8 protein-coding genes are annotated in these 13,259 nt (G+C 62.0%); 5 read left to right on the top strand and 3 right to left on the bottom strand.

What is annotated here, in order from left to right; all coding sequences use genetic code 11:
- The first annotated feature begins 60 nt into the window (after nucleotides 1-60).
- Together G0P99_RS04910 and G0P99_RS04905 are read left to right on the top strand one after the other, a co-directional pair.
- Nucleotides 61-492, top strand: a complete 432-nt coding sequence (locus G0P99_RS04910; protein WP_164128274.1) for a hypothetical protein — start codon at nucleotides 61-63, stop codon at nucleotides 490-492.
- A gap of 69 nt (nucleotides 493-561) precedes the next feature.
- Nucleotides 562-1,785, top strand: coding sequence for a tail fiber domain-containing protein (locus G0P99_RS04905; protein ID WP_164128273.1), 1,224 nt, complete (start codon nucleotides 562-564; stop codon nucleotides 1,783-1,785).
- 73 nt (nucleotides 1,786-1,858) lie between these two features.
- Here the strand turns inward: G0P99_RS04905 and G0P99_RS04900 are convergent, their stop codons facing one another.
- Nucleotides 1,859-2,812, bottom strand: a complete 954-nt coding sequence (locus tag G0P99_RS04900; RefSeq protein WP_164128272.1) for a hypothetical protein — start codon at nucleotides 2,810-2,812, stop codon at nucleotides 1,859-1,861.
- Between the two features lie 144 nt (nucleotides 2,813-2,956).
- Here G0P99_RS04900 and G0P99_RS04895 point away from each other — a divergent pair, with 144 nt between their 5' ends.
- Nucleotides 2,957-3,916: a GNAT family N-acetyltransferase gene (locus G0P99_RS04895; RefSeq protein ID WP_164128271.1), complete on the top strand. Its 960-nt coding sequence runs from the start codon at nucleotides 2,957-2,959 to the stop codon at nucleotides 3,914-3,916.
- A gap of 6 nt (nucleotides 3,917-3,922) precedes the next feature.
- On the opposite strand, the gene G0P99_RS04890 is transcribed toward G0P99_RS04895, so the two are convergent.
- A complete protein-coding gene (locus G0P99_RS04890) occupies nucleotides 3,923-5,125 on the bottom strand; it encodes a DegT/DnrJ/EryC1/StrS aminotransferase family protein (RefSeq protein ID WP_164128270.1) in 1,203 nt (400 codons plus the stop codon).
- Nucleotides 5,126-5,349: 224 nt separating this feature from the next.
- Here G0P99_RS04890 and G0P99_RS04885 point away from each other — a divergent pair, with 224 nt between their 5' ends.
- Nucleotides 5,350-6,315, top strand: a complete 966-nt coding sequence (locus tag G0P99_RS04885) for a hypothetical protein (protein ID WP_164128269.1) — start codon at nucleotides 5,350-5,352, stop codon at nucleotides 6,313-6,315.
- On the opposite strand, the gene G0P99_RS04880 is transcribed toward G0P99_RS04885, so the two are convergent.
- Nucleotides 6,267-6,986, bottom strand: a complete 720-nt coding sequence (locus tag G0P99_RS04880; protein WP_164128268.1) for a bifunctional 2-polyprenyl-6-hydroxyphenol methylase/3-demethylubiquinol 3-O-methyltransferase UbiG — start codon at nucleotides 6,984-6,986, stop codon at nucleotides 6,267-6,269. The two genes, G0P99_RS04885 and G0P99_RS04880, sit on opposite strands and share 49 nt — an antisense overlap.
- A 333-nt stretch (nucleotides 6,987-7,319) precedes the next feature.
- Here G0P99_RS04880 and G0P99_RS24995 point away from each other — a divergent pair, with 333 nt between their 5' ends.
- Complete coding sequence (locus G0P99_RS24995) at nucleotides 7,320-13,208, top strand: S8 family serine peptidase (protein ID WP_164128267.1); 5,889 nt, start codon at nucleotides 7,320-7,322, stop codon at nucleotides 13,206-13,208.
- Nucleotides 13,209-13,259 lie beyond the last annotated feature (51 nt).

The raw sequence follows: 13,259 nt of genomic DNA, 5'->3' as shown, positions 1-13,259 counted from the left end.
CTGACTCGTGTGCCGCCGACCGGAAATTTGTGTTATGTCCTAACGATTGAAAGGAACCGTATGCCTTTGCCGAGACACCTGTTTTCTGTCTTTGCGGTCACGGTTGCCGCCTGCGGGCTTGCTAGCAGCGTATCGGCGGCCAACCCCGTGAAGCAGCATAATTCCAATGCCGTCTGGTTCGAGAACTGGACCGGGCTGACCAATGCCACCCTCGTGGTCTCCTCGCCCGACGGCAAGATCACCACGATCACCGCCCCCAGCGGCACGCCCGTCTTTCAGCTGTCCGGCGCCGAAGTGCTGGACGGCATCTATCGCTTCGAGCTGCAGGCGGCCTCGGACGAGCGGGTCAAGATCGTCAACCCGATCGACAACGGCCGCGGCGACGCGCAATCCGACAGCCACGCCAAGCCGTTTCTCATGAATGGCAGCTTCACGGTGTCCCGCGGGGTGATCATCACCCCCGAGGAGATCTCGGAAAGTGACAGCAATTAACCACGTTCACGGGCGATCCTGAGAAAAGGCCCGGGAAACAGACCCAAAGAACGACAGGGAGTTTCAGAAATGACTTGCAAACGCACATTCAAGACCTTGGCAGCAAGCACCTCGGTGCTCTGCCTGGCCGCCACCCTGGCCCAGGCCGACCAGGTCTTCAACGACGACGTGATCATCACCCAGTCGCTCTGCGTTGGGTTTGACTGCGTCAACGGCGAAAACTTCGGCTTCGACACGATCCGCCTGAAGGAAAACAACACCCGCATCAAGTTCGACGACACCTCGACCTCGGCCGGCTTCCCCAACAACGACTGGCAACTCACTGCCAACGACAGCGCCAGCGGCGGGCAGAACAAGTTCTCGATCGAGAACACCACCGTGGGCCGTGTCCCGTTCACCATCGAGGGGCCCGCCCCCACCAACTCGCTCTATGTCGATGACGGCGGCCGCGTCGGTCTGGGCACCTCGACCCCGGTGGTCGAACTGCATGTCGTCAATGGCGACAGCCCCACCCTGCGGCTGGAACAGAACGGATCCTCGGGCTTCAACGCCCAGACCTGGGACGTGGCCGGCAACGAGACCAACTTCTTTGTCCGCGACGCCACCAACGGCAGCCTCCTGCCATTCAAGATCAGACCCAGCGCGCCCACGAACTCGCTCTACGTCAACACCGATGGCAATATCGGTTTGGGGACCGCCAGCCCGGATGCCGCAATGGAAATCGCGCGTACCACCGGTAATGCTGCCGGTCTGCTGGAACTGTCCAACAACGGTGGTTCCTTCATCACGATGGAAAACACCACTTCGGGCAACAGCTGGTTCTTCACACATGAAAACGCGGCGGCCGGCCGGTTCATCATCGCCCGCCAGGACGGGGCAGCCGATGGCATGTTCCTCAGCGCCGACGGCACCTTCCAGGTCGGTGGTAACGGCTCCGCCGGCAATGGGATGGCTCTGGCCAGCAACGGCAACCTGACCATCGGCGGCAGCCTGACCCAGAATTCCGACAAGAATTCCAAGATGGCCATCACCGCCGTCGATCAGCGTGATATCCTCGGCAAGGTCATGACCCTGCCGATCACCAGCTGGACCTACAAGACCGAGGCCGAAACCGGCGTCCGCCATATCGGCCCGATGGCCCAGGATTTCTACGCAGCCTTTGGGACCGGCGCGGATGAAACCGGTATCTCGACCATCGACACCAGCGGTGTCGCGCTTGCGGCCATTCAGGCCCTGGCCGAACAGAATGCCGCGCTTCAGGAACGTATCGACGCACTGGAAGGCAAGCTCTGATCCGCGGCTGAGAGCCCGGACCAAGACAAGGCCCCGGATCTGTCTGGGGCCTTTTCCCTATGATCTGCCGGGTTCAAACCCCTGCAAGACCGAGACGGCGGATCTGTTCGACGATGGCCTCACGGTCCTGATCCGTGTGGCGCCGCCCGCCCAGATCCCCATCCGGGCCGGTCGAATCCGGCCGAAGGAACCGCCGGGCAAAAGCCCGGTTGGACGCGGCGAACCGGGCCCGGAAGCAGGCAGCGGCTTCGGCATCGAGATACAGCGCCGGCGTATCCCGCCCATCGAACCCCTGAACGATCCTGGCATAGAGTGCATCCGCGTCCGGAAGAGCGAGCATGCTCAGGAGCCGGATCGCGGTCAGCGCCCGGATCCCCACCGAACTGTTGGTCCGTTCGGTTTCCAGCCAGCCGGTGCCATCGCCATCCAGCCCCAGGCTTGCGAGCAATTGTGCAACCACACATGGGCGTGCGGCATCGTAGACATGCGCCTGAACCGTGCCGACGCCGAACACCGTTTCCCAGCGATCGGCCAGGGCCAGGAAATCCCCCTGAAACTCCCGGTCTGCAAAATCCGCGAAAGTTTGCGAACTGCGTCCGAGCTTGACCAGTTGGTTATATTCGGCCTCTGCCAGTTCATCCTGAGACCGGACATAGAGAATGATCCTGAAGCTTGCCCCCGGCCAGATATCGTCAAAGAACACCCGCACCAGATCAGGGTTCGCCAGTTCCAGGTTTTCCGCACTGATCAGGATTGCCGGCGCCTGCACGCGGCTGAGTTCATCCCGCATTGCCTGGGCCGCCGCCTGTGGATTGGCGGGCATCCGCATGTAATAGGGGACCTCGTCAATACAGGCTTTGGCAAAACCGTCATGTCCTGCGCCGCGGGCGCCGCCCGCCGCTTCGGGGTAATGAATTCCCCGTTGCAGCAAGGCGGAACGCGCCCCGGTCAGAGCCCGCTGCAATGCGGTCGTGCCGGTCTTGCCGCGTCCGATGTGAAGGTAGATGGTCTGGCCGGTTCCGGTCATCGGGCAATCCTGTCGTCAAGCAATGGGTTGTTCTCTCCCGGAACGGCAGTCGAGGCAACACCGGGACCGGGACTGTGTGAATGATCTTCTGGCGGGTCGTGAAATCCGGTATCCCTGCAGGCGACCAACAACTGGCACGATGAAATGCAGACCTCCCCCTGTCCCAACCTGCAAGGCACCGGATATCTGGCGCCGGAATACGGCGCATCCTTTGCCGCGCTCGGGGAGATCGTCACCCTGCCCCATAGCGGGCTGCAACTGATCCGGCGCGAGATTCGTCCGGGGGTTTTCGATCTGGCCGGAACCTATCCCTATTCCATGTGCGCCGATTTCGGCGCCCTGCCCAGGGATCTGAAGACGTTGGCGGGAAGCGGAGCGGTGGCGCTGTCCTTTGTGAGTGACCCCTTCGCCGAGGATTCGATTGTCCAACTGCAGGCCGGCTTGCAGTTTGCCAGGCCGTTCAAGACGCACTGCATCCTCGATCTGGGTGGCGACTGGCGCAGTGCCCGCAGCAAGAATACCCGGTATTACGTGCGCAAGGGCTATCAGGCCCAGACGGTCGAGATACATCCCGGTTCCGCGGATTTCACCCCCTTGTTCTGGCGGCTCTACCTCAATACGATCAGGCGGCACGCCGTTACCGGCATCCCGCGACTGTCGGCAGAGATATTGGCCCGCCAACTGGCCGTTCCCGGGGCCTATCTGGCTGTCTCGCGGATTGGAGCCACGGTGACCGGGGCGCTGCTCAGCTATGTCCATCCCAGCCATGTGAACGCCCATCTCGTCTGTTTTGACGACGCCTATTACGACCGGCACACCAGTTACATCCTGATCGATGCCGCGGCGGCGGAGGCAGAACGCCTTGGCGCGCACGCCTTCAATATCGGCGGCGCGGCAGGCGGCAAGGACGACCCGGAAGACGGGTTGTACCAGTTCAAGAGACGCTGGACGCCGGAGGCCCGGCTGTCGCGGCTTTGCGGCCATGTGCTCGATCCCGGCACCTATGACCGGCTTTGCAATGAAAGTGCCACGACCGGCAGCAGCTATTTCCCCGCCTATCGTCAACCCGGCTCGCAATTCGAATGGCGTCTGCCCGATCCGTAGAGCGGCTCAGCCGCGGCCGGCGATGACCGCGGCGTTTTCGGAAATGAACCGAAGCAAGGTGCAGATCGCCCTGACATCATCGAGATCGATCGCGGCCCCGGCGGGCAGGACCAGAACCCTGTTGCAGGCCCTTTCGGTCTGTGGCAACGAAACAGGGGCTTGCGGAGCAAGGGGAAGATGCGGCGTCATCCGATGCACCCCGGGATAGAAATACCGGCGCGCCCAGATGTTTTCGGCGAACAGAAGCTTGGTCAGCGTATCGCGGTCCATCCCGAACCGGGGGGCATCCAGCTCGGCCACCACGTAGTGATAGTTGGGCTGCGATGCGGGATCCGGCATGCGCAGAACCAGACCGGGAATGCCCCGCAACCCTTGCTCATACGTCTCGTGACAGAGCCGGCTGGCGGCGATTGTCTGCGGAAACACATCCAGGTTCGCAAGGCCCATGGCCGCATGTGCCTCGGACATCTTCGCATTGACCCCGGGCAGGTCCACCTGGTCGATGCCCGAAAACCCGAAGTTCCGGCGCAAGCGCAGGTCGTCGGCCAGCGCATCGTCATCCGTCGCGATGATCCCTCCCTCGAAGGCATGTAGCGCCTTGGTGGCGTGCAGGCTGAATATCTCGGCCAGCCCAAAACCGCCAATCCGACGGGTCCCATGAACGGCCCCATAGGCATGAGCCGCGTCGAAAAGCAGCGGCACGCCGGACCGTTCACTCAAGGCCTGGAGCGCGTCGATATCACAGGGGGTCCCCCAGACATGCGTTGGGATGATGGCGACCGTATCGGAGGATATCAGGCGCGAACATTGCTCTGGGTCGGCATTCATGCTGTCGGCGGCAATATCGCAAAAGACCGGCTTCAGCCCCGCAAGCTGGAGCACGTTGGCCGTAGAGACAAATGTATATGAAGGCAGAATGACCTCGCCGCCGGCAGGAAGCCGCAGCGCCTGCAATGCTATGTCCAGAGCGGCGGTTGCGTTGCACGTGACGATGCAATGCCTTACGTCGAGCTGTTCGCACAGGCGGGCTTCGAAGCGGCGCAACAGAGGGCCATCATTCGAGAACCAGGCGGCGCTCCAGGCTGTGTCCAGATAACGATCGAAAAGTTCCCGCGGAGGGGTATTGGGCTTGTTCACATGCCGCGGTTCGGAAAACAGACGTTCTCCACCAAAGAGCGCCAGATTGTCTACCCTGCGTTTGGGCGTCATGCTGAATCCATCTTTCACAATCCGTTGCCTGCGGGATATTCCGAGTAATCAATCTGTTGGAAAACCAAAGGTCTTTCATCTCGGGTCTATAGTAGCCTTGCAGCGGTTGCAAACTTCGCGAAAGACACGGATTTGGCTCGATAGCGGTGGCTGCGGCTGCTGCAAGATGCGATATAACGCGTGGAAATCGAAACCTATCAAGCATTGATCGAAAGAAGCATTCGATGAAATACGACTTTCTCATCGCCGCGAGTCTTACGGACGGTTTCTGCGGACAGATCGCGTTCTTTCGCTTGTGCCTCAACGCTCTGGGCGGTGAATATGCGAAATCCCGGCTGGTGGCGGTGTTCGGAGATTCCGACAAGGAAGAACTGCCCGAACACTGGAAGCCGTATTTTGAAGGTATCGAAGTGGCTTGGGCTTATTCCGCGTCGGGGGACCCCGAGGCAGAAGGTTACGCCGCCCAGCATCTCAAGCGTTTCGAACTGATCCGGCCCGATTGCGATCTGGCATTCCTCTGCGATGCGGATGTTGCTCCGATCCGGCCATTTCGCGACATGGCTCTTGACCTGATGTCCCGCTCGGCTCTCGGAGGGGTGATCGCGCATTTCCACTTTCCCCTTGAAGGACGTAAGCTTGAAGACCGTCTGCCGGATTTGGACTGGCCACGGATTGCCCAGGAGATCCTTGGACATGACATCGAACGCCCCTACCGCTATACGCTGACTCCTCTCGACACGCCGCCCCAAGCTCCTTTCTACATCAACTACGGGGTGCTTGCTGGCCCCCCGAAGAGCCTTGACGCCTTTTACCGCGCAGCTGCGGATATCCGTGAATCTCTGCACGCATGTGTCGGACCCTGGTGGGGACCGCAGATCGAAGTGCCCCTGGCCGCCGACAGAGCCGGCCTGGAAACCTGCGCCCTCCCAATGCGATACAATTTCCCGAACGATCCAAGAGCCGATGCGCTGTACCCGGACGACCTCGAGGAAATCGTGTTCCTGCACTATCTGCGACAGGGCGTGTTTCGGCGAGACCGGATATTCGCGTCCCGGGACGAATTCGACAGATTTCTGGGTCTTGCCCTGACAGGATCCAATGCGGTCTTTCAGGCGCATGTGCGTGCTGTGACCGGTGGACATTACCCCTTCGAACGAGACGCAACCGACATCCGCACATTGAAACGATAGGCCGCCGCCGCAAGACTGGCATCGACGGGGTGGAACGAACAGCTCAGTCCCAGCTTGTCGGCGACTGTCTCCAGATCCCGCCGGGACCACCAATGGCCAAAGACATCCTGTCCCGTTACCTGCAGATAGGCCCGGTACAACCGCTTGCGCAGGGTGTTGAACAGGAATCTCTGCTTGCCATGCTCCGGCACGAAACCAAAAACGATGACCGGGTCCGGCCCACAGCGCGCCAGGATCGCGCGCAACAGCGGTTCCAGGTCCGCCGGGCGGAAATGTTGCAAGGCCGCATGCATCAGAACCTTCGAGAAAGGTTCCGGCTCCAGCGGTGGTATCTGTGGCAGCCGCTTAAGGTCCGCCTGCTGATATGTGGTATTGACCGGTGCGTTGTATTTTCGCGCCACATCGATCAGGTGCCCCGACAGATCCAGACCCGTGCAGGCCGCCACGCGCGGCGCCAGCCGCACGGTCACCGCCCCGTTCCCACAGCACAGGTCCAGCAAACGATCTGACGGATCAAGATCCAGAAGGGTTTCCAGATCACCGGTCATCGCGGCAAGTTGCCTGTCCGTGATCGGAGCACCGCCTTCTGTATGGCCGACCTGCCGCAGGAAATCCTGCGCCGCCCCTTTCATGACACGCTTGTCATAGGCCGTGGCAAGATCCTCTGTCATCTGCTCATCTCCATCTGCACTTACCGTTCGCAAAGCATGTTTCACCGTCTACCCGGCTGATTTGCCCACCGTTTCTCTCTCTACTCATGTCGACAGGAAAGGTCACCTTGCCCCGAAATGTCCGGCAAGGATCCACTCTTCAGCCCACCTATCACGGCAACAACCGGAGATCTTTCGCATTCACGTATGCAAGCCATTGTCAATTATTGTTTTTTTAAAAAACTTGTTAATAATGCATCGAATATTTTGCCGAAATGTCACGATCCATTGTCAGCATCCCTTGTCTGACCGCCGCACGATGGGCAGTGCCGTTTCGAACGGGAGAGAAATTCCATGTCTGTCAACCTGCCGCAAATAAATTTGTCCGCAACCGGCAAACCGATCAATCAGAAGCTCTGGCTTGGTCTGGACAGCATCGAACGGGAGGTCTCCCAGTTCCTGACACAGGCATATATGCGCAACAACCTGCCCGGTTCGCACCAAGAGGCGCTGGCCGGGTTCGTCTCGTCCAACTCGAGCGCGCCGATCCAGAATGGCTCCATCGTGGTCGATATCACGGCGACAGACGACGTTGGCGGGGTGGTGGCGCAGCTCCAGTCGCTGGGGGCGGCGAATATCTCGACCTTTTCCAACGTCGTCAGCGCGCTGGTGCCGCTGGAGATGCTGGGGGCGCTGAATTTGGTTCAGGGTCTCGCCTTTGCGATGCCCTCCTACGCCGCCACCAATGCGGGATCGGTGCTGAGCCAGGCCTACCAGGGCCATGCGGTGGATGTCGCCTTTGGCAATGACAGTGTGACCGGGGCGGGCACCACGGTCGGTATCCTGTCCGACAGTTTCGACAATCTGGGTGGCTATGCCACCGATATCGGTACGGGCGATCTTCCGGCGGGCGTCAACGTTCTCGACGATATGGCCGTTGGCGGCAGCGACGAAGGCCGGGCCATGGCGCAGCTTGTGCACGACCTCGCCCCGGGCGCGGACCTTGCCTTTCACACCGCCTTCAACGGGATGGCGGATTTCGCCAATGGCATCCTGGAGCTTGGCGCCATCTCGGATGTCGTTGTCGACGACGTCATCTATTTTACCGAACCGATGTTCCAGGACGGGATCGTGGCGCAGGCCGTGAACCAGGTCGCCGCGGACGGGGTGGCCTATTTCTCCTCGGCCGGAAACCGGGCACGCTCCTCTTATCGCAGCGAGGGGGATTTCGTTTCGGACCCGCAGCTGATGTCGATCATCGGGTTCGGCGGACAGGACCTGTGGCATGATTTCGACCCCGGCCCCGGGGTGGACACGCGGCAGTCCTTCGTTCTTGGCCCACAAGAACGGGCTCTTCTCGTCTTGCAGTGGGATCAACCCTTCCTGACCGGGGCGCCGGGATCGGGCGGGTCCCAGAGCGATGTTGATTTTTATGTCCTGCGTGATGACATTCCACTTGCGGGGGGAAATAACGATAACGTGGGCGGGGGGGACCCGGTTGAAGCCCTCCAAATAATAAACTACTCACTCACGACAAGCTACACCTACGAACTTGTCATCCAGGGCTGGGCCGGGCCGGTGCCAGGCCTGCTGCAATATGTCGATTACAGGGGCGGCACGCTGGATGCCGAATATCACACCGGATCGGGTACCTCCTATGGGCACAATTCAGCCGAAGGCGGCCTGGGCGTGGCGGCGTCCTATTACCAGCAGACCCCTGCCTTTGGGGTCACCCCGCCGGTGCCCGAAACCTTCACCTCGTTCGGCGACAGCCCGATCCTGTTCGACGTGAACGGCACCCGGCTTGCCACCCCGGAAATCCGCCAGCGTGTCGACGTGACCGGCGTGGACGGCACCAACAACACCTTCTTTGGCTTCGATTCCGAGCCTGACGGATTTCCGAACTTCTTTGGCACCTCGGCGGCAGCCCCGCATGTGGCCGCCATCGCGGCGCTGATGCTGGAACGGGTGCCCGGCGCCACGCCCGAGCAGGTCTATGACGCGCTGCGGGCCAGCGGCATCGACATGGACGACCCGGGAACCAGCGCGTTCGACGTCGGGTATGACAACCTGACCGGCTATGGTCTGGTACAGGCCGATGAGGCGATCGCCCTGCTGGTCGATATGACGGACGACTATATCACCGGGGACCAGACCGCCAACGACCTGCGCGGTTACGGGGGCGACGACACGATCCTGGGCCTTGGCGAAAACGACCTGCTCCGGGGCGATGCGGGCGATGACGAACTGAACGGCGGGTCGGGCGACGATACGCTCGATGGCGGGCCGGGCAGCGATACGCTGAACGGCGGCTCGAATGATGACGTCCTGAGGCTTTGGGAAAGCGCGCCGGGCGATTTCGATTCGATGAATGGCGGCTCGGGTTCCGATACCGCGGATTTCGACGACTTTTCCGCCGCCGTATGGGTCGATCTGGATTATACGCAGGAAGCGATCTGGACCAGGGATACAGAGAGCGCCGCGCCGGGCGCAGGTTCATGGCGTGTCCTCGGCGACCTGTTTTCGGTGGAAAACCTGCATGGCACCGCCTTTGCGGACTGGCTGATCGGGGATTCCGCCCAGAACATCCTGAATGGCGGCACCGGTGGCAGCGACAATCTCCAGGGCGAAGACGGCGACGACACGCTGCAACTCTTCAGCAGCACCCCGGGCGAAATCGACACCCTGAACGGCGGCGCCGGTCAGGATGCCGCGGATTTCTCGTTGTTCGATGCCGCAGTTCTGGTGGATCTGGAAGGCGGAGGCGGATCGGGGCTGGGCGAGGCCTGGACCCAGGATACCGGTGACGCCATATCAGGACAGGGTGCCTGGCGGCAGCTTGCCGATCTGGTCTCAATCGAAGACGCCACCGGCACGGCTTTCGACGACAACCTGCTTGGCGATGACAATGCCAACCTCCTGAACGGCGGCGCGGGTGATGACACGCTGCAGGGCCGGGCGGGCGACGACACCCTGCTGGGCGGCGATGGCAACGACCTGTTGCGTCTATGGGAGAGCACTGCGGGCGATCTCGACTCGCTCGATGGCGGCGCCGACACCGACACCGCCGATTTTTCGGGCCTGGGCGTCGCGGTCTGGGCCGACCTGACCTATGGCGATGGCGAGGCCTGGACCAAGGACACCACCGAAGCCGCGCCCGGGGTCGGAGCATGGCGGCAGATCGCCGAGCTGCGCAACATCGAGAACCTCGTCGGCACGGATGAAGACGACGTGCTTGCAGGCGATAGCAACGTCAATCTCTTGAACGGTGGCGCGGGCGACGACACCCTGCAAGGCCGGACGGGCAATGACACCCTGCTGGGCGGCGATGGCAACGATCTGGCGATCTGGAACAACGGTGACGGGTCGGATGAATTCGACGGTGGCGGCGATACCGATACCCAACAGGTCAACCTCTCCGATGGATCCGGAGATGACGTTTCCTTCCTTGAAGGCGGGACCCTGACCTTGCAACGGACCAATCTGGGCCTGTTCCAGATCGCGTTGACCAGCGTCGAGCGCGTCGAGATCAACGGTCTGGGCGGAAAGGATAGTCTGACTGGCCATTCCGGTACTGACGTGATCGACGGTGGCGCTGATAACGACGTGATCCGGGGCGGCCTGGGTGACGACACCCTGCTGGGCGGCGATGGCAACGACCTGTTGCGCCTGTGGCAGAGTGCTGCGGGCGATCTCGACTCGCTCGATGGCGGCGCCGACACCGATAGCGTCGATTTCTCGGGCCTGGGCGTCGCGGTCTGGGCCGACCTGACCTATGGCGATGGCGAGGCCTGGACCAAGGACACGACCGAGGCCGCGCCCGGGGTCGGAGCATGGCGGCAGATCGCCGAGCTGCGCAACATCGAGAACCTCGTCGGCACGGATGAAGACGACGTGCTCGTGGGCGATGGTGGCGACAACCTTCTAGGCGGCGGCCTAGGTGACGACACGCTGCAAGGCCGGACGGGCAATGACACCCTGCTGGGCGGCGATGGCAACGACCTGTTGCGCCTGTGGCAGAGCACCGCGGGCGATCTCGACTCGCTCGATGGTGGTGCCGACACCGACACGGCCGATTTCTCGGGATTTGGCTCTGCGGTCTGGGCCGACCTGACCTATGGCGATGGCGAGGCCTGGACCAAGGACACCGACAACGCCGCGCCCGGGGTCGGGCCCTGGCGGCAGATCGCCGAACTGCGCAACATCGAGAACCTCGTCGGCACGGATGAAGACGACGTGTTCGTGGGCGATGGCAATGCCAACCTCCTGGATGGCGGTGCGGACGACGACACCCTGGAAGGCGGCCTGGGCAGTGACACCCTGCTGGGCGGCGATGGCGGCGACCTGTTGCGCCTGTGGCAGAGCACTGCGGGCGATCTCGACTCGCTCGATGGCGGCGCCGACACCGACACCGCCGATTTCTCGGGCCTGGGCGTCGCGGTCCTGGCGGGCCTGTCCTTGGGCGAGGCCTGGACCAAGGACACCACCGAGGCCGCGCCGGTGGGTGTAACTTGGCGGCAGATCGCCCAGCTGGGCAACATCGAGAACCTCACCGGCACGGACTTCAGTGACTACTTGTATGGCGATGGCAACGACAACCTTCTGAACGGCGGTGCGGGCGACGACACCCTGCAAGGCGGCCTGGGCAGTGACACCCTGCTGGGCGGCGATGGCAACGACCTGTTGCTTCTATTCGATAGTAGTGCTGCGGGCGATCTCGACTCGCTCGATGGCGGCGCCGACACCGACACTGCCGATTTCTCGGGCTTTGGCTCTGCGGTCTGGGCCGACCTGACCTATGGCGATGGCGAGGCCTGGACCAAGGACAGCACCGAGGCCGCGCCCGGGGTTGGGCCGTGGCGGCAGATCGCCGAGCTGCGCAATATCGAGAACCTCACCGGCACGGATGAAGACGACGTGCTCGTGGGCGATGGCAATGCCAACCTCCTGGACGGCGGCCTGGGCGACGACACGCTGCGGGGCGGCCTGGGCGATGACACGCTGCTGGGCGGCGATGGCAACGATCTGTTGAACCTGTGGCAGAGCACTGCGGGCGATCTCGACTCGCTCGATGGCGGCGCCGACACCGACACCGCCGATTTTTCGGGCCTGAGCGTCGCGGTCTGGGCCGACCTGACCTATGGCGATGGCGAGGCCTGGACCAAGGACACCACCGAGGCCGCGCCCGGGGTCGGGCCCTGGCGGCAGATCGCCGAGCTGCGCAACATCGAGAACCTTACCGGCACGGGTGAAGACGACGTGCTCGTGGGCGATGGCAATGCCAACGTCCTGGCCGGTGGTCTGGGTAGTGACACCCTGGAAGGACAGGCAGGTGATGACACCCTGATCCTGTCGCAGAGCGCCGCCGGCGATCTCGATATTCTGGATGGCGGCAGCGGCGGCGATTTTCTGGATACCGCTGACTTCTCGGGCTTCGGCTCCGCAATCTGGGTCGACATGAACTATGTGGACCATCAGGTATGGACAAAGGACACCAGCGACGGCACACCCGGGCCCGGTCCATGGCGGGCGATCGCTGATCTTGTGGAAATCGAGATCATACGCGGAACGGCTTTCGATGACTGGTTGAGTGGCTCTGACGACTACAACCTGCTCGCCGGCAGCCTGGGCAGCGATACGCTGGAAGGCCGTGGAGGCAACGACATTCTGCGCCTCTGGGAAAGTAATGCCGGCGATCTCGACCAGCTGGACGGGGGAGACGACTTCGATACCGCCGATTTCTCGGGTTTCGGCTCCGCAATCTGGGTCGATCTCACCTTTGCGGGCACACAAGTCTGGACCAAGGACACCGCTGACGCGACCCCCGGGGTGGGTCCATGGCGGGGTATCGCCACCTTCACTTCGATAGAAGCCGTTTTGGGAACGGAGTTGAACGACTACCTGATCGGAAACTCCGAAGACAACACCTTCGACGGTGGTGACGGAGACGATCACCTGACCGGTGGAGTTGGGAATGATACCCTGACCGGCGGGGCCGGAGATGACATCTTCATTTTCGCGGATGGTTCGGAAGACGACGTGATCATGGATTTCGACGAGTTCAACGACAATGAAAAGATCGACCTGTCAGCGATGTCCGGTATCACCAGTTTTGCCGACCTGACCGGCGGGCTGATGCAGCAGGTCGGCGCAGATGTCTCGATCAGTGATCGGGCTGGGTCGGTAATCACGGTCAAGAATGCCCTGATCGGTGACATGGATGCCAATGACTTCATATTCTGACCGGGCGGCGGGTCTCACGTCAGTGACCCGCTGCACCTTCCCTTACGCGCC

This window comes from Ruegeria sp. PrR005 (assembly GCF_010500245.1).
Classification (GTDB): domain Bacteria; phylum Pseudomonadota; class Alphaproteobacteria; order Rhodobacterales; family Rhodobacteraceae; genus Ruegeria_B; species Ruegeria_B marisflavi.
The sequence above is the reverse complement of the archived record's forward strand: the minus strand, read 5'-3'. Positions and strand labels throughout refer to the sequence as shown.